The 17,244-nt window shown below is 29.7% G+C and carries 23 protein-coding genes and 1 pseudogene; 15 read left to right on the top strand and 9 right to left on the bottom strand.

Features of this window, described 5'->3' with window-relative positions; translation table 11 throughout:
• Window positions 1-68 precede the first annotated feature (68 nt).
• The 6 genes from BV55_RS0102870 to BV55_RS0102845 all read left to right on the top strand — a co-directional run bounded on the left by BV55_RS0102870 (window position 69) and on the right by BV55_RS0102845 (window position 4,722).
• Window positions 69-407 carry a DUF2500 domain-containing protein gene (locus tag BV55_RS0102870; RefSeq protein ID WP_029451249.1) on the top strand — a complete coding sequence of 113 codons (339 nt, stop codon included), beginning with the start codon at window positions 69-71 and terminating at the stop codon, window positions 405-407.
• Window positions 408-443: 36 nt separating this feature from the next.
• Entirely contained in the window at window positions 444-1,058 is a 615-nt protein-coding gene (locus BV55_RS0102865; RefSeq protein ID WP_029451247.1) for a VanZ family protein, read from the top strand.
• Between the two features lie 171 nt (window positions 1,059-1,229).
• Window positions 1,230-3,515, top strand: coding sequence for a heavy metal translocating P-type ATPase (locus BV55_RS0102860; protein ID WP_029451246.1), 2,286 nt, complete (start codon window positions 1,230-1,232; stop codon window positions 3,513-3,515).
• A gap of 106 nt (window positions 3,516-3,621) precedes the next feature.
• Window positions 3,622-3,849 carry a heavy-metal-associated domain-containing protein gene (locus BV55_RS0102855; protein WP_035794231.1) on the top strand — a complete coding sequence of 76 codons (228 nt, stop codon included), beginning with the start codon at window positions 3,622-3,624 and terminating at the stop codon, window positions 3,847-3,849.
• A gap of 72 nt (window positions 3,850-3,921) precedes the next feature.
• Window positions 3,922-4,185: a metal-sensing transcriptional repressor gene (locus tag BV55_RS0102850; RefSeq protein ID WP_029451243.1), complete on the top strand. Its 264-nt coding sequence runs from the start codon at window positions 3,922-3,924 to the stop codon at window positions 4,183-4,185.
• Window positions 4,186-4,455: 270 nt separating this feature from the next.
• Window positions 4,456-4,722 carry a hypothetical protein gene (locus BV55_RS0102845; protein WP_029451241.1) on the top strand — a complete coding sequence of 89 codons (267 nt, stop codon included), beginning with the start codon at window positions 4,456-4,458 and terminating at the stop codon, window positions 4,720-4,722.
• Between the two features lie 103 nt (window positions 4,723-4,825).
• Here the strand turns inward: BV55_RS0102845 and BV55_RS0102840 are convergent, their stop codons facing one another.
• Window positions 4,826-5,383: a GNAT family N-acetyltransferase gene (locus BV55_RS0102840; RefSeq protein ID WP_029451240.1), complete on the bottom strand. Its 558-nt coding sequence runs from the start codon at window positions 5,381-5,383 to the stop codon at window positions 4,826-4,828.
• Between the two features lie 552 nt (window positions 5,384-5,935).
• Between BV55_RS0102840 and BV55_RS0102835 the strand changes: the two genes are divergently transcribed.
• Window positions 5,936-6,238: a hypothetical protein gene (locus BV55_RS0102835; RefSeq protein WP_029451239.1), complete on the top strand. Its 303-nt coding sequence runs from the start codon at window positions 5,936-5,938 to the stop codon at window positions 6,236-6,238.
• A gap of 63 nt (window positions 6,239-6,301) precedes the next feature.
• On the opposite strand, the pseudogene tnpB reads toward BV55_RS0102835, so the two are convergent.
• A pseudogene (gene tnpB / locus BV55_RS14765) lies at window positions 6,302-7,374 on the bottom strand (IS200/IS605 family element RNA-guided endonuclease TnpB).
• A 255-nt stretch (window positions 7,375-7,629) separates the two neighbouring features.
• Between tnpB and BV55_RS15245 the strand changes: the two are divergent.
• The 3 genes from BV55_RS15245 (at window position 7,630) to BV55_RS0102820 (ending at window position 9,296) form a co-directional block, all read left to right on the top strand.
• The gene (locus tag BV55_RS15245) at window positions 7,630-7,833 is read left to right on the top strand and encodes a DnaB-like helicase N-terminal domain-containing protein (protein WP_157469692.1); all 204 of its coding nucleotides are present in this window, start codon (window positions 7,630-7,632) and stop codon (window positions 7,831-7,833) included.
• Window positions 7,805-8,611: a replicative DNA helicase gene (locus BV55_RS0102825; RefSeq protein WP_198023183.1), complete on the top strand. Its 807-nt coding sequence runs from the start codon at window positions 7,805-7,807 to the stop codon at window positions 8,609-8,611. Before BV55_RS15245 ends, BV55_RS0102825 begins: the two co-directional genes overlap by 29 nt.
• A 121-nt stretch (window positions 8,612-8,732) precedes the next feature.
• Window positions 8,733-9,296, top strand: a complete 564-nt coding sequence (locus BV55_RS0102820; RefSeq protein WP_029451234.1) for a hypothetical protein — start codon at window positions 8,733-8,735, stop codon at window positions 9,294-9,296.
• Between the two features lie 129 nt (window positions 9,297-9,425).
• On the opposite strand, the gene BV55_RS0102810 is transcribed toward BV55_RS0102820, so the two are convergent.
• Together BV55_RS0102810 and BV55_RS0102805 are read right to left on the bottom strand one after the other, a co-directional pair.
• Entirely contained in the window at window positions 9,426-9,788 is a 363-nt protein-coding gene (locus BV55_RS0102810; RefSeq protein ID WP_035794225.1) for a DUF6483 family protein, read from the bottom strand.
• Window positions 9,789-9,923: 135 nt separating this feature from the next.
• The gene (locus BV55_RS0102805; protein ID WP_029451232.1) at window positions 9,924-10,496 is read right to left on the bottom strand and encodes a nucleoside/nucleotide kinase family protein; all 573 of its coding nucleotides are present in this window, start codon (window positions 10,494-10,496) and stop codon (window positions 9,924-9,926) included.
• 200 nt (window positions 10,497-10,696) lie between these two features.
• On the opposite strand from BV55_RS0102805, the gene BV55_RS15645 reads away from it, so the two are divergent.
• The 3 genes from BV55_RS15645 (at window position 10,697) to BV55_RS0102790 (ending at window position 12,274) form a co-directional block, all read left to right on the top strand.
• The gene (locus BV55_RS15645) at window positions 10,697-10,837 is read left to right on the top strand and encodes a hypothetical protein (protein ID WP_198023182.1); all 141 of its coding nucleotides are present in this window, start codon (window positions 10,697-10,699) and stop codon (window positions 10,835-10,837) included.
• A 432-nt stretch (window positions 10,838-11,269) separates the two neighbouring features.
• A complete protein-coding gene (locus tag BV55_RS0102795; RefSeq protein WP_029451231.1) occupies window positions 11,270-11,866 on the top strand; it encodes a hypothetical protein in 597 nt (198 codons plus the stop codon).
• 24 nt (window positions 11,867-11,890) lie between these two features.
• On the top strand, window positions 11,891-12,274 hold the full coding sequence (locus BV55_RS0102790) for a hypothetical protein (RefSeq protein WP_029451230.1): 384 nt from the start codon (window positions 11,891-11,893) through the stop codon (window positions 12,272-12,274).
• A 151-nt stretch (window positions 12,275-12,425) separates the two neighbouring features.
• Here BV55_RS0102790 and BV55_RS0102785 read toward each other — a convergent pair whose 3' ends face one another.
• The 4 genes from BV55_RS0102785 to BV55_RS0102770 all read right to left on the bottom strand — a co-directional run bounded on the left by BV55_RS0102785 (window position 12,426) and on the right by BV55_RS0102770 (window position 14,703).
• A complete protein-coding gene (locus BV55_RS0102785; protein WP_029451229.1) occupies window positions 12,426-12,857 on the bottom strand; it encodes a hypothetical protein in 432 nt (143 codons plus the stop codon).
• Between the two features lie 117 nt (window positions 12,858-12,974).
• Window positions 12,975-13,790, bottom strand: a complete 816-nt coding sequence (locus tag BV55_RS14760; RefSeq protein ID WP_035794223.1) for a GNAT family N-acetyltransferase — start codon at window positions 13,788-13,790, stop codon at window positions 12,975-12,977.
• Between the two features lie 276 nt (window positions 13,791-14,066).
• Entirely contained in the window at window positions 14,067-14,498 is a 432-nt protein-coding gene (locus BV55_RS0102775; protein WP_029451227.1) for a hypothetical protein, read from the bottom strand.
• Complete coding sequence (locus tag BV55_RS0102770) at window positions 14,491-14,703, bottom strand: helix-turn-helix transcriptional regulator (protein ID WP_029451226.1); 213 nt, start codon at window positions 14,701-14,703, stop codon at window positions 14,491-14,493. The genes BV55_RS0102775 and BV55_RS0102770 overlap by 8 nt, the downstream gene beginning before the upstream one ends.
• A 213-nt stretch (window positions 14,704-14,916) precedes the next feature.
• Here BV55_RS0102770 and BV55_RS0102765 point away from each other — a divergent pair, with 213 nt between their 5' ends.
• Both BV55_RS0102765 and BV55_RS14755 read left to right on the top strand, forming a co-directional pair.
• Window positions 14,917-15,231: a PadR family transcriptional regulator gene (locus BV55_RS0102765; RefSeq protein ID WP_029451225.1), complete on the top strand. Its 315-nt coding sequence runs from the start codon at window positions 14,917-14,919 to the stop codon at window positions 15,229-15,231.
• 15 nt (window positions 15,232-15,246) lie between these two features.
• Window positions 15,247-15,762, top strand: coding sequence for a DUF2812 domain-containing protein (locus tag BV55_RS14755; RefSeq protein WP_242850841.1), 516 nt, complete (start codon window positions 15,247-15,249; stop codon window positions 15,760-15,762).
• A 334-nt stretch (window positions 15,763-16,096) separates the two neighbouring features.
• Here BV55_RS14755 and BV55_RS0102755 read toward each other — a convergent pair whose 3' ends face one another.
• A complete protein-coding gene (locus tag BV55_RS0102755; protein WP_029451224.1) occupies window positions 16,097-17,203 on the bottom strand; it encodes a hypothetical protein in 1,107 nt (368 codons plus the stop codon).
• Between the last annotated feature and the right edge of the window lie 41 nt (window positions 17,204-17,244).

Here is a 17,244-nt window from a genome sequence, read left to right as displayed (position 1 = left end):
GATAGAAGGAAAATAAAGAGATAAATAGAAGAGTATATAGAATAATAAATGATTTTGGAGGTTTTAATATGTATGGATTTAGAATATTGTTTTTTGCTATATTTGCTTTAATAATTTTTAAGGGTATTAGAACATATATGAAAAATGAGAAATCGCCAATTATATCTACTAAAGCACAACTTATTAAGAAAAAGAGAGATATGCATACTCAAACAGATGCTAATGGAGTGATGACAACTAATGAGACTTTAATATTGATATTTAAACTAGATACTGAAAGTGAACTTAAATTTACTGTTGGGGGGCGTATTTTTAGAAGTGTACCAGAGTATGAATGGGGAAGCTTAACTTTTCAAGGGACACGGTTTTTAAAATTTGAATCAGTAAGTGGAGTTGTTGAAAAATAAATTTAAGAATGGAATTAATAGTTAGGAGAGGGATACATGGGTTATTTCATTGAAAAAGAGTTCTTAGTTATTTTTGTAATACCGTTGTATTTAATAGTATCAGGAATTATAATATTTTTAAAAAAGAAAAAAGGTGAGAAGGTAGATTCTTTTAGAGAGATTGTTAAGTTTGGTTTTGTGTTATATATAATTGCACTTATAGGAGTTACTCTATTTCCGATTAGAATTGGATATGGGAGACAATCTATTACTATGATTAATATGGGAATCAACTATATACCCTTTAAATCAATAATTTATGATATTGGACAGATTGGTATTGGATCATTTTCAGTGGGCTTCCAAATTAAATTATTGATTATGAATGTTTTAGGAAACCTTATTTTATTTATGCCTATAGGTTTTATAGTACCTGTTTTATGGAAAAAGGTTAATTCATTAAAGGATATTGTGTTTGTTGGATTTATAGCTTCTTTGTCTATTGAGCTTTTGCAACTTTTAGAGAACTTCTTAAATATAGGATTTTTTAGAGTTGTGGATGTAGATGATTTGATACTTAATGTGTTGGGGGCAATTTTGGGATATATGGCTTATAAATTAGCAAAGTTAGTTGTTACAAAATACAAAATTAAAGGGCAAAAATGTAGGTAACAAAAAAGATGAAGGACGTGTAGGTAAATCCTACGCATATCTTCATCTTTTATTTAGTTTAAGCTAGTGATTTATACTGTAATAGTTATTGACAAACCAAAATTAAGGATGTAAACTTTATATATACACCCCACGGGGGGTGTAGTACCGAAATAATAGTGAGGTGATGATATGAATCAAAAGTTTAATGTAACAGGTATGACTTGTTCATCTTGTTCGGCTAATGTTGAAAAGGCAGTTAGAAAACTTTCAGGTGTTGATACGGTGAATGTGAATTTGCTTTCAAATAGCATGACAGTTGATTACAAGGACGCTGATATTGATAGTACCACCATAATAAAAGCTATTCAGGATGCTGGTTATGATGCTTCTATATTTGTACGTGGATCAAGTTACTCTAAAAGAATAGAAAAATCAGTAAATCCAGTGGAGGAAGAGTTAAAGGAAATGAAAAGTCGTATAATTATTTCTTTTGCTTTTCTAATTCCACTAATGTATGTATCTATGGGGCATATGCTTAATCTTCCTCATCCTAAATGGCTCATGGGACCAGAAAATGCAATAACCTTTGCATTTATTCAATTGTTACTTACAATGCCAGTTGTTTATGTGAATTGTAAGTATTATCAAGTTGGTTTTAAGACCTTATTTCATGGAAGGCCTAATATGGATTCGCTTATAGCTATAGGGTCAGGGGCAGCATTAATATATGGGATATTTGCAATTTTCAAGATAGGGTATGGGCTTGGACATAATAATTTAGATATGGTGAATCAATATTCAATGGATTTGTATTTTGAGTCCGCTGCAATGATTTTAGCTTTGATAACTATGGGTAAGTTTTTAGAAGCTAGGGCAAAAGGAAGGACATCTGAGGCTATAACAAAACTAATGGATCTTGCACCTAAGACTGCATCAGTTATTAGAAATGGTGAGGAAGTTGAAATTCCGTCTCAGGATGTAGTTATAGATGATATAATAATTGTAAGGCCTGGCCAGAGTATAGCAGTAGATGGCATTATAATAGAGGGTAGTTCAGCCGTTGATCAATCAGCTCTAACAGGTGAGAGTATTCCCGTAGAAAAGAATATAGGGGACAGGGTAATAGCAGCTACTATAAATAAAACAGGATCTTTCAAGTTTAAAGCTGAGAAGGTTGGAGATGATACAACTCTAGCAAAGATTATTCAGCTAGTAGAAGATGCTAGCTCCTCTAAGGCACCTATTGCAAAGATGGCAGATAAGATCAGTGGAATATTTGTGCCTGTGGTAATAAGTATAGCAGTTATTGCTACAATTGTGTGGCTACTTTTAGGACAGCCTTTTGAATTTGCTATGTCTATAGGAATTGCAATATTAGTAATTTCTTGTCCTTGTGCTTTAGGACTTGCAACTCCAGTTGCCATAATGGTTGGAACTGGGAAGGGTGCATCTAATGGAATACTTATTAAATCAGCTGAGGCTTTGGAAAGTCTTCACACTGTAAGTACTGTAGTTCTCGATAAAACAGGTACAATCACAGAAGGAAAACCAGTAGTTACAGATATAATTACAAAAGGCTCGGAAAGTGAAGAAAGACTTTTACAAATAGCCGCATCAATTGAAAGCTCCTCAGAACATCCATTAGCAGAAGCTATTTTAGAAAAGGCTAAAGAAAGAGGAATATCACTTAGAAATGTTGATAATTTTAATTCTATTTCAGGCAGAGGTATAGTTGGTATAATAGATGGAAAACAATATACTGCAGGTAACTTAGCATTGATGAAGGATAGAGAAATTAATGTAGAGATTCTAAAAGATACTTCAGATGAATTTGCTATGGATGGTAAAACACCCTTATACTTTGCAGAGGATAAAAATCTTCTTGGAATTATTGCTGTAGCAGATGTAGTTAAAGCCACAAGCCGTAAAGCAATAGATAACTTTAAGGCTATGGGAATTAATGTAGTAATGCTTACAGGGGATAATAAAAAAACAGCAGAGGCAATTAGAAAACAGCTAAATATTGATAGAGTTGTGGCTGAAGTATTACCACAGGATAAGGAAAAAGAAATTAGAAATATACAAGCAAGTGGTAAAAAGGTTGCAATGATTGGTGATGGAATCAACGATGCACCTGCTCTAGCAAGAGCCGATGTTGGTATTGCAATTGGTGCAGGTACAGATATTGCTATTGAATCTGCTGATATAGTTTTAATGAAGAGTGATTTATTAGATGCTGTTACAGCGGTTCAATTAAGTAAAGCCACAATTAAAAACATTAAAGAAAACTTGTTTTGGGCATTTTTCTATAATGTATTAGGAATACCACTTGCAGCGGGAGTGTTTTACACAGCCTTTGGCTTAAAGCTTAACCCAATGTTTGGAGCAGCAGCTATGAGTATGAGTTCAGTGTTTGTAGTATCTAATGCTTTAAGATTAAAGTTCTTTAAACCAAAATATAAAAATATAAATTAATAAATATAGATCAATAGTATATAATCTTTATATAAAAGTATAAAAGTATAAAAATTATAACTTGCGTTTTAATACGCTAAATATATTAAAAGGAGAGATTTAAATTATGAAAAAGATAATAGAAATTGAAGGTATGAATTGTGCACATTGCGTGGCTAAAGTTACAAAGGCATTAAATGCTATTGAAGGTGTAGATGCTAAAGTAGACCTTAAAAAGAAAAGTGCAGTAGTTACTTTAAAAAATGATATAGAGGATCAAGTATTTAAAGATGCCATAGAAGAAGTAGATTTTAAGGTTGTTTCCATTAAAGAAAAAAAGGGCTTATTTAGCTAATAAGCTTATACCTTTCAAATTAAATAATAGAAGTAATATAACTAAAATAAACATTATAAGGAGGTGGCATCTATGAAAGCAGACAAGGTAAAGACCACACGTCTTTTGAAAACAGCAAGGGGACAAATAGATGGTATCTTGAAAATGGTTGAGGAAGATAGATATTGTATTGATATCTCAAATCAACTTATGGCAACTCAAGCCATTCTACGTAACATAAATAAAGATGTGCTTAAAAGCCACATTGGAGGTTGCGTAAAAGAAGCCTTTGAAGTAGGCAATGAGGAAGAAAAAATTGATGAAATAATGGCCATTATGGATAAGCTATCAAAATAGTATATGTTTAAAGAGAAGGCCGATGAAGTGATTCTTAGAAGAACTTATAAAGGGGCGTAGCAGCCGTCATCTCCAACCTTGAAGAGGATAGGGGTGTTACGGATGATAGCCATGGGATAAATAGTCATAAAAAACGGACAGATATACATGTCCGTTTTTTATTTAATTGAATATTGATGAATTATTGCATTTAAACATGAACTTATATGGTGTATAATTACATTAACGGCATTCTATAGGTGGCTAAAATTGTAATTAGGAGGAGTATTTATGATTTATTTTTCTAATGTATTAACATTTCTTATTTTTATAATGTTAGGTGCTAATGTTGCTAAAAAAACCATGAAATATACTAATAAAGGTTATAATTATGGTCTATTACTTTTAGCAGTTATATCATTTTGGATAGGTAAAAGCACCTATTTAGTTAAGATTTTTGATTTTGAGGTTAATTTATCTATTGCATTAATTGCATGGTTTTTAGGGATACTCATAAGACGACTTACATTAAAATATCCATTGAAAAAGGTAAATTAGATATTAAAAGATGAATGCGTTGTAGGAGATAAACCTATAAATGACTTCATCTTTTATATTGAAAAGTATTTTAAAAAGTTCATATAATTTCATTAATACTATATTAAGATATAGCACTTTTATTAAATTCTTCTTTTAAAATTGCATAACTTTTTAAATCTTTTGGTACTCCATTCTTTATAACGTCTTGTTTACGAGTGCCTTCATACTTCATTCCTATCTTTTCCATTACTCTATAAGAACCTACATTAAAATCCATGCATAATGCATATATTTTATTTAAATTTAGCTCTTTAAACCCATATTCTACAAGAGCTTTAGATGATTCAGTACAATACCCTTTATTAAAGTAAGGCACTCCAATCCAATAAGATAATTCTGCTTTTCTGTGAATATTGTTCATCATTAGTGCTATTGTGCCTATTAATTCATTACTGTCTTTTTTTATTATTGCATATATAATTCCTTTCTTATTAATGAAAATATCTTTATGTGAATTAATCCATAGTTCTGCCATTCCATCTTCGTAGGGATGTGGAACATTGAGAGTTGTTGTTGCTATTTTTGAATCTCCAGCGAGCTCTTTTACTCTACCAGAATCAGATATTTCAAATGGTCTTAATAGTAAATTATCTGTATGAATTACTGGTTGAATAGGCACAATTATCCCCCTCCCCTATTAATATTCTAATTAAATAAAGTTAATCTAAGGTTTTACAATATATTACTTAATAATAATATATAGTATTATTAGGGGATGTGCAACATACTCAGATTACATATTATCTAAAATCTACATAAGTATAAAAAATACAAGCCCCTTAGAAGGGGCAATGACAATAAGAATAATAACAATAATAATATAAATAAGAATAATAATATAAATAAGAATAATAATATAAATAACAATATGAATAATAAAGAATAACAATAACTATGAAAATTAACATTAAAGAGCAAAAAGAGACCCAGCTAAAATGATCTTTTGATTATTTTAGCTGGGCCTCTTTTTGTTGTCTTACTATAAGAATTTCAGATGTTAGGGGTGAGGTAAGTTCTTTTTACTTTCACTATTTATTTATAATTTTTAATATTTACAACTTGGATACTGTAAATATAACTACAAATATAATTAATTTTAAATTATTAGTGTAACTTCATTAAGTTCTGCATACTTAATGATTAGAGAAGTTACTATTAAGGAGGTTTTAGTGTGGCAAAGTATAGAAGCATTTTGGTTGAATTTTGGAGAGATAATTTCATTGTAAAGTTGTCCTTTGAGGAAAAAAGTTTTTACCAATATTTAATGAACAATCCAGGTAGTAGTCAATGTGGTATTTACTCATTCTCTCTTTCTATAGCTGGATTTGAGACAGGCTTAAGTAATGACAGGGTAAAGGAATTGCTTGAAAAGTTTGTAGCTGATGAAAAGATTCTTTATGATGGAAAGACCGAGGAAATTATGATAGTGAACTACTCGCCACCTAAGAGGTGTGAGCTTCTTGGTCAATACTAATACTGTAGCAAGTTTACCCAAGCTATCAAGGTCATTCCAACCTCTCTAACAATATGTCTTATATTATATTGCTAGTTTTAGTAGATTTTTAGCAGCATTTATATCTCTATCCATTATCATTCCACATACTGGACATATATAGATTCTGCAGGATAAATCTTTTGTTTGACTTGATTTATTACCACAGTTAGAACATAGCTGACTACTTGCATAATTTGATGGTGCTATTATGATTTCTCTACCATACCATTTTGCTTTATAAGTGAGCATTCTTCTAAATTCTGCAAAGCTAACATCAGCTATTGATTTTGCTAATTTATGATTCTTTATCATGTTGTTTACTTGCAAGTCCTCAATCACTATAACTTGGTTTTCGTTAATTAATTGAGTGCTTACTTTATGCAAAAAATCATTTCTTTGGTTAGCTATTTTCTCGTGCAATTTAGCAACTTTAATTCTACTCTTTTTCCTATTGTTGCTTCCTTTTTGTTTTCTTGATAAATCCTTTTGAAGCTTAGCTAATCTTTTTTCTGATCTCTTTAAGTGTTTAGCATTACTGAAAAACACCCCATCACTTGTTATTGCGAATTCCTTGATGCCTAGATCTACACTTATTTAGGTAACTGAGCAATCTCAGTATCAACTAATATAGATATGAAATACTTGCCACTGGGTACTTGTGATATAGTGCAAGACTTAATCAATCCATTGAACCTTCTATGTTGCTCTATCTTAATCATAGACTTTAGTTTAGGTACTTTGATGTGGTTATTTTCAATGGATACAGTACCATTCTGATTATTAGTTGTGTAATTATTAGTATTAGATTTCTTCTTGAACCTCGGAAATCCAACAGATTTATCTCTAAAAAAGTTCTTATATGCTTTATCTAAATTCATTTGAGCATTAGCCAGTGCTAGGCTATCAACTTCTTTTAGCCACTCAAATTCGCCCTTGTACTTTGCTGGTGTAGGATATTTTACCGACTTAATATCTAGATCCTTATTTTCTTCATATGACTTAATTCTTTCAGCTAACATTTTATTATATATAAACCTAGTGCATCCAAAAGTTTTGGCTAGGTATGTTTTTTGTTCTTCATTTGGATATAGTCTGAATTTATAAGCCTTTAGCATTTTATCACCTCTTTTCATAATTAATCATAATAGTATTATGTCAAAAGGTTATTATTTTATGTATCGAACCTAAAATAATAAGGGCTATTCATCCCTCACCTGCAGAGGATGGGAGAATTTCACCCGTTTTGTTAAAAGAATAAAGAGTAAAAGCTTTTTATCTAAGTTTTATGAGCTTTGTAAAAGCACCAAGTTCTCTTTAGATACTATGCTTGAAGATATTGACATAATAAAAGATCACTCAAAGGAAAAGTTATCAAAGATTTTTATATAACAAGTCACAAAATTATTTATAAGGGCATGGTAGAACTTTATAGTAAAAGTGAAAATATAACGCCTATAACCTTATTCGAAAATCTAAACTCATTTTCAGGGGAAATAGGAGGAATAAGCTGTAGAGGACATGGACATTATTCTTCAAAACTATTTAATGATTCTAGAAAAAAGATTAAAGGGTGAGGATCAAGGTTTGACCTTAAAAACAGGTCTTAGTAATTTAGATAATTTTATTGGTGGTTTTGAAAGGCATAATTTAAATATATTAGCAGGCAGACCATCTATGGGTAAGTCCTTGGTAAGCCTTACTATGGCTCTTAATATGGTAATTAAAAGTAAGCTTAAAGTAGCATTTTTCCATTTAGAGATGGGTCAGTTACCAACTGTTGAAAGAATTTTATCGAATTCAGCTACTATACCTATGAAGATCTTAAAAACTGGAAAGTTAAAGGATGATCAGTGGAGCAGAATAGTAGGGGCTTGTGACAAAATATCTAAATCAAACTTTCATATGTTCAATGATATCTATACCTTAAGGAGTATAACGGCAGAATGTAAGAGGATTAAGTTTCAAAAGGGCTTGGATGTGGTGTTCATTGACTACCTTCAACTTATAGAAATAGGTAAGCTTAAGGAAAATAGAAATTTAGATATATCCTTCATATCAAGGCAGCTAAAGCTTTTAGCAAAGGAACTTGATATAACAATAGTTGTATTATCACAACTTTCACGTGCTCTTGAATCTAGATCAAATCATAGACCAATGCTGTCGGACCTTAGAGAATCAGGGGCCATAGAGCAAGATGCAGACCTTGTTATATTTTTATATAGAGATGAATACTACAATCCAGATAGTGAAGATAAAGATTTAATAGAATTTATAATAGGCAAACATAGAAATGGTACTGTAGGCACAGTAAAAATGAAGTGGAGTGGGGAATATCAAAGTGTTGGTTCTTAGAAAGGTTATTAATATATAAAAGGTTATCAATATATAAAGCTATTAATATATATAATTTATTAATTATATAAAGCATTTTTAACATGGAAAAATTATTAATATATAAGGAGGAAATTTTATAATGTTAGATAGAAATTTTAAGGGTGGTAGCTCTATAGTTAAAGAGACAAGTTCAAAAGTAGGTAATTCTATAATAGGAGGAGCAAGCTTAATATTAGATAATTCAGTAGTGGGTGGGACAAGCCTAGTAGAAAATGATTCTGTAATGAGGGGAGCAAATCTTAGAGAAGATAATCCCATAATGAGAGAGGTAGCCTTCGAGAAGTTCTTCCAGATTATGAACCTCATGGCATTTAATAAAGTACTACTTTGGAAGGTAGATTATGATACCTATGTTAATGAAGACGGAGCCTATATTCTTAGGATAAATTATAATAAGTTTTATGGTAAATTACTAGATTACTGCAAAACCTATAATATAAGCCACCCAAGCTTAAACATAAAGGCATTTAAATATACATTAAAAGACAAGCCTTATTGCTTAAATTATAGTGGCATAGGTTGGCTAAAAAAGGATGCTAGTAGCGATGAATCTTATTGTATGAGATGTGGATTTATAGATATTAAAGCCCTTCAAGCTAGGGGGATATTTATAGATGATCTACTTTATAATAATAGATTATAAAAACCTTCAAAGAGTGTGGGGAAGGTTAAGTGTTTTTATAAAAGGACCTTTTTGTTACACATACAGATGATAATGGCAAATATGAAGTGGAATTAGAAGCACGGATCAATGGATCAGGGGTGTATACTTTTAAGATTTCGGTAACTTAGATTTTTCAATTATATTTTTGATATCTTTTAGTCCTTGATAAATTTCACATTTTGAAAAGTTATTCTTTATTAATTCATCATCACTTTTAGAAAGCAGTATATTGTAAAAATCCTCTGCAATACTATACACCTCTTTTGATGGATGCTTTGTTACCTCATTGAAAAGAACATTTTCCGCTTTATTGTACTCTCCTTTAAGGATAAGATTTTTTAATGTTATAGGTAGAATAGTTAATGAATTCACATTTCCAAAATCAATGTTTTCATACATTGTAACGTCTTCTTGCATAACCATTGACGCAAGTGCTTTACCAAGTTGCTTTATAAGTTTTTCTATATTCATAAATGCCTCCTTATTGTTTTCTTCCTTCTTATATCTAGTGTAACACACGCTGCAATTATTGAGTATAGACTACATATAAAGAATGTAGTCTATCTATTATCTTTTAATTACAATTTAGTGCACAATTTATGAACATTACGAATTAAATTCATTCGTTTTGCTCTCATAATTTATTTTTATTATATCCATAACTTGTTTGACAATCTCACCTAAATACATACTGCCATCTATAACATAATCCGAATTTGGCAGAATAGTCTTTAGCATTTCTTCATATGCAATTCTCGCATATTTCAAATAAAAACTCATATCTTCCCTGATTTCATCTCCAGTAGAATTAAGCATATCACGCAACACACGTCTTGCCATTGCAATATCTAAAGGAGTGTCAATGAAAATCGTACAATCTATAAATGGTTTGATCAAATCATTTTTATATGCAAACGGATAATCCAATAAAATATATTGAACCTCATTATCTCCTATGAATTTCAATATATCTTTTTTTAGTGGTTCTAAGTTCCATACATTGTAATCTGCTCCATTCATAACCCATTGATGAAAATCATCAACTTCTCCTTCGAAATCATAATCATCAAAATGAAGTGATTTAGCACTTTTCATTTTTTTCTTGAGTTCGTTTATTATCGTTGTTTTTCCACCTGCTGTAACACCTGACACTGATATTATTAATGTTTTCTTTATCATAAGTACCTTCTTATTAACCTTATTTTCGTATCATATCATTAGTAAGTTTTTTGGATTTAGGGCTTGTTATATCATATTTTGGAGCCTTTAAAGGTATGTTTTTCGCAATGAAAATAAGTAATTGATTTATTTGTGAAAGTAATAGTCGATTATATGTAACTAATATTGATATAATTGTACTTATGATGACACCTTCCTTTTTGGAGATTTTTGTTGGGTTCGATACAACAATTATATCAGAAAAGAGGGGGGCATTGTTTTTTACGTTTAAAATAGCACAAACCCTTGCAATAGCAAGGATTGAAATAAATAAAACAAAGGTAGTGTTAACACTATCTTAAAATTCAGCGAGGTCAGTTCTGACCTTGATAGCTTGGGTAAACTTGTTTCATTAGAGATATTGACTAAGAAGCCATCCACTTCCCACAATGGTGATAGTTCACGTATACTATTTTAGAAATAGTAAAAGAGTTAGATACTAATAAAGAAAGAATATTTATTGTATAGTTAATTATAACCTATCCATAGAGAGCGAAAAAGAAAAAGAAAAAAGGGGTTTTTTAAATTAGTTTAGAAAGTAAAAATTATTTATCTCCGACAGGTTTTGACAACTATTTCAAACCTTAGTACTGTATAATAGAATATATAATACTAAAAGAAATATTATTTAACAAATGATCAATTCATTTGAAAAGGGTAAAACAAATTAAGGTTTTATCATTATAATTACACTTATTTTAATAATATCTTTTAAAATTAAAGGAGGATTATTAATGAAAAGTATTTCTTTTATTAAAACAAGTTTGCTAATAGTATTCATTTTGTTAATATCAAACCTAACAGTATTTGCAAATGTTTCAGACAAGGTATCGAACCTAACAGTATCTGAAAGCATCTCTGGTAAAATTGATGACGTACCTAATGTCCCTGTTAGAAGAATCTGGCACAGGTCAACTAAAAGAACTTTACGTCCAGACTATATAAAAAATCAAGAGTATTTTCAATACAGAGGATTTGAAGGTTGGTTATCTTTAGTCAATATTGTTACTGACGAAGGTGGGTACCTTTGTATTTATGAAGGATATCTATATAATCCTGAATATCCTATACCTTCACCAGCCAAAGTACTAGATCCCACTATGGAGATTGAAAAAACAGATTATGAAGTGAATACTCATAAAAAGTATATTTATCATACTGTTAACTATAAAACGGGATTCGATATAAAAAAGTATTATGTATATAATGATGGTGCGTATATTGGCAGATTAGAATTAGATGAGATATGGGGAAACAAAGATGGAACTTGGGATGCTATCTATAAGGGATATGTTACAAGTAATCATCATATGAAATCTATTGAAGATTAATAATTTTGAAGGGAGGTGTTTAGTATGATTAATAAATTAAGCAAAAAAACCTTATTATTTTTATGTCTTATAATTCTTTCATTTAGTGTTGCTTGCTCAAATAAAAACATTACTGAAGAATTTTCAAATACTACCTGGGAATCTAGTGATAAATTATTAGCTTTAAAATTCACAAGTGATTCATTATCTATAGACATAAACGTAAAGCCAAATATAAATGAGACAGACATCGAAAAAGGCAAAAAATATGAAGAGATATATGATATGGGCACTCATAAAAATGTAAAAGTTGAAAAAAACGATAATAATATAAAAATATTTAATAAAGATGGATTAAATTTGGAATTTGAAATTATTTCTGAAAGTGAAATAAAAGATAAAGATAACAATGTTTTCAACAAGAAATAAAATTTACAATAATAGATTGTAGCATATGATAAGAGAAATAAAATGGATAAAAAACGACCACTGATTCGGGTTCAGTGGTCTAAACCTTTATAGATCCCAAACTATAAGTAAAGGATTATTTAAATATAGTATAACACAATTTAATGAGAAGTTATTGAAGATATCTTTTGCATTGGTCTACATTATCTTGCTCAAGCTTTAAGAGTCTACTCGCTAAATCAAGGATTTCTTTATCGGCATTAGGATATTCCTTTAACTTTTTTGTTATATCTATAATACCCATGGTACTACCTTGAATCAGCATTTCTGAAATATGGGAAGGACTTTTATCTAATAGTGTATTTATATTTATCATAAGATAACTAGATACCTTAGAAAAGACATTAATATCTTTAGACTCTTTGTTAAACTGTTTTATTTTTTGATTTGATGCAGAGTGAATCATTTTGTACTCAGCTAATTGAGAGTGTAGTACCTTTTTATATTCTTCATCTTTGCATATACCAATTAGTTGTTTTATTGTATCTGTGCCCATTCCAGAATTTTGGTGGATATAATTTAAAAATTCAACATTGCCATTCATGAAAACACCTCCATAATATAGTGTTCTCTAATAAATGGTTTTTTATTATAATTATAAAGACGTAATTTATATATTTATCTAAGTTCTTCAATTCTTTTTTTAACCTTCTAATTGACTTTATTTTCGTATCATATCATTTTGAGCTTCACCTTTGTTAGCAATAAACCCTACGCTTTCATATAGTTTTATTGCGTGCTTATTACATTCATCTGCCATTAGGAATGCTCTTTTAGCACCCTTAGATTTTCCATAGGATAATGCTTGATTTAACAAGGCTTTAGCTATTCCTCTTCGCTGATATTCAGGAAGCACTGCTATTTCACGTACCCATAATACTGCACCATCACTTTCACCATGGCCATAAATCGTTACACAAATAATACCTGTTATCTTGTCATTTTCACGATGCACTAAAACTGCACTATCTTTACCATCTAACGAAACTGCATTTGGTTCTGTCACTTTAATCCATTGTTTCATCCATTCCTCAGTTTGACCTGAAAATCCCCTGCTTTGTCCCCTACAAGAAAGTGTTACCTCAGATGCCTCTTTGCAATCATACTCCTTTAAAAATTCCATTGAGTTCACCTGATCTAAACTCTTAGAAATATCATTCTGGAAATAAGCATTCCATATGGCATATATATGGAACGCATTCTTTCTAAATTCCTCAATCCATTCAGTTGGAATAAAAGTTATCAGCGCTTTTTCATTTGATTTATTTACCTCTTTAAGTAAAATGGAGGCACTATTAGTTGCCCAATGAAATTCATGTAGCCCTGCTTCCACATTAAATCCAAAAGTCAAAATTAGCTTCTCATTACTATAAAGTACATCATAGTCTGAAATCTCTTCGTACTCGGTATATTTCATTGAAGAATATTTGTAATCATTTAACTGTTCTTTTATATTGTCAAAGACATCTTTTTTCATAATTAGGTCTCCTTTACTTTATGTTTTATTACAAAGGTGAATTAAATGTTATAATAAGTCACTGTTAATATATTCTATAGGAGGTACGATAATCCTCTAGTATCAAGTGATTCTTAGACTCAGGTGGAATTTGCTTATAAGGAATACATCTCTCCATCAAAGGCTTAGAAGAAATTATCCAGAGGCGTAGCAGCCGTCATCCCCACCTTGAAGAGGAGAGGGGTGTTACGGATGGTAGCCATCGGATAAATATAATAGGCTTTAAAATAAATTATACTAATCATCTAACCCATCAGAATGGTTTTTCTTTATAAAATATCCAACTGAAAATGCTGCCAAAAAGCATATAAATACTATTAATCCTCCTATTAAAGCACGAGTAAAAGGTATTTCATTAGAAAATATTAGAGATATAAATATAAATAAAGCACCAACCGTAATAGAAAGTATTAAAATCCACTTATAAGAATTGAATATAGAGCTTTTTTCTGGATCTTCATTATCTACTGAAATCCCCATATTAAGAAAGCTCATTATTACACCAGTTAAAATAAATACAAGAAACAATGGAATATCTGAAAAACTTTTACCATCCATAAAATGTTCTTTACATAAAATGATGATTATGCCAAGGGTTTGAAACAAAAAAGCAATACGAATATTTTTTAAGTTTCTTAAAACTAAACGTTCATCTTTGATTTTATTCATGATTCATAACTCTCCATTCTATCCAAAATAATTCATCTAAGGTCTTATTAACTGCATAACATAGGTCTAGGCATAGCTTCAAGGTAGGATTATACTTACCTTTTTCTATTAAACTAATGGTTTGACGAGTAACACCTATTTTCTCTGCTAATTGTTGCTGGGTTAAATTTACTTCAATTCGAGCTAGCTTTAATTTATTATACAACTTATTAATCCCTCCTTGAAGTCAGTATAACATATATATACTACATGATTCAATATATATATTCCATATTTCAATATATATATTGAAATACATCTAAAATAGTCTTAATTATTGATGTGGCTATATTTTTAATATTGACATATACAGTTGAACTGTATATAATAAGACTATATAGTATAACTGTATAGTTTTGTTGGCTAATTGGAGGAGAATATGAATAGAGATAAAAGTTTACCATTAACAGAAACCACCTACTATGTACTTTTAGCATTACTAGAACCTGCTCATGGTTATATTATTATGCAAAAGGTTGAAGAATTAAGTAATTATCAAGTTAAGATAGCAGCAGGGACACTTTATGGTGCTATTGAGAACTTACTAAAACAAAAATTCATACAATCGGTGAAAAGTGATGATGCTAGGCGAAAGGTTTATGTTATTACTGAAAAAGGAAAAGAAGTTTTACAATTAGATTTTGAAAGAATGAATTTTATGATTGATATAACAAGAAGTTTAATAAAATTCTAATTTGGGGGTATTAAGATGAGAAAATTTAAATTTTTCATTAATTATGATAAAGAAGAGAAATGGTTAAACGACATGGCTAAAAAAGGATATGAGTTAGAAACGGCATCTTTTGGGTATAAGTTTAGTTTTACAAAACCCGAAAATACTAAAATAAGAATTGATTATAGAATTTTTAAAAATAAAGGGGGTTTTATGGATTATAGTGCTCTATTTGAAGATAGTGGTTGGAAACATATATCTGGTAATAAAAGTTGTGGAGCACAATATTTCAAAAAAATTAATGAAAATGGTGATGAGGATATTTTTTCAGATGATATGTCAAAAGCAGCAAGGTACAAAAGATTATCTGATATGTGGATAGGACTTGCAGTAGTATATTTACCTATTTCTATAGCACTGGCATTAAATCAGTTCTTAATCCTAAATTATTATATTATACACCAGGGCTATGGGAAATGTCTGGAATATCATTTTGGAGACGTTTTTTATTTGAAACGCCTTTTGCAGCGGGAAGAGGTTTACTGTGGCTAGTTATTCCAATAGCATTAGTTTTATATATTTGTTTTTCAGTTAAAGCTAAAATGCTATATTACAAACAAAAAAATCTTCAGTAAATTTATCTAAAGAAAACCAAGTGACATCGCTATTTTCATCTTTCTTTACGATGAGTCTCACTTTTTCATTTGCGATAAGAACATATGCTATGGAAAGGTGTAGGTGTGCACTAATATACTTATTTCTTCTCTTGCCTCTTTAATTGCAACCTGTAAAAAGTCGGTATATCCAATATTAATTTTTATTGAGTCCCGTGTACCGAATGATATGCATGGTGGTGTGATATTATATAATGCTTTTACAACCTAATTTACGAAACTACATAACTAAAATTACCTGTGTTAGGTATGTCAATTATGTGGGCTCCAATTAATAGGTCCGTTACTCTTGAATATAGTAGGTGATACCACCAAATGAAATATTCTTCAAAAGATATTTCATTTGAATATACAGAATTATTATAGCTATAATGGATACTTTTATGATTTTCCTCAAAAATATCTATATAATCATCCTTTATAATATTAGCTATATCATTTAATCTATAAAAATCATCTTCATTTAGAACTGGAATATTAATTTTAGTACCCTTCATTATTCCCAAACTATTAAATCCACTTATAAGATTTTGAGTTAGTTCATAGTCCTTTTCGTTAAAAAACTTTAAAAGTTCTTTCAACAAGTATCCTTTAAGATCATTTACACTTTTAAAATTAAAACTACCAAAGTATGTTTCCAAATAAAGTTTATCAATTGTATGAAAGTTAATTCCATTTCTTTCATTCCCATAAAGCCCAAATGCAATATCTCCATAATATCTAAACATATTTCCGTATATGCCCAATGATTCTTTTTCAGTATGTTTATATTTCTCTTGTAATGAATAATAGTAATTCATACCATTTCGGCTTGTTCTTTCAGATTTCAAAAATAACTTTTCTACATTATCTATTTGTATAGAGTCTAATACAACATTACTTAAAATAAATAGAGATATTTCATTAAATTTAAATTGTTTAAAGCATTCAAATTTATATGTTTCTTTCTTTATGTCATCAAATTTATCCTCAATCAATTTTACAACGTTATATGCGGTTTTATCTAATTGTTCATTTAATTTATTCCCTTCTTCTAATGAAATAACCATTAAATAAGGAATATACTTATTTTCTTTCTTTATAATAAGTTCTTCTTTAAGCAATAGCTCTAATCTATCAGATAATTCCTTTTGTGACCATCCAAAATATCTACTTATTTCACTAATTTTTATTTTATTGTGTAGTAATACACATATATCTTTTAGATTATACTCATTTATATTAAGCTTTGGAAAATTATTTCCTTTAGAAATCATTTTATTTTCATACTCAAATTGTAAAATTTCTTTTATTATATTAGTTTGGTTAAAATTACTCATTTCTAATTACTCCTTATAACTTCTTAATAGATTACAGTTAT

Origin of the sequence: Clostridium algidicarnis (assembly GCF_000703125.1) — a bacterium.
Classification (GTDB): Bacteria; Bacillota; Clostridia; order Clostridiales; family Clostridiaceae; genus Clostridium_L; species Clostridium_L algidicarnis.
This window is presented reverse-complemented; position numbering and strand designations above follow the sequence as displayed.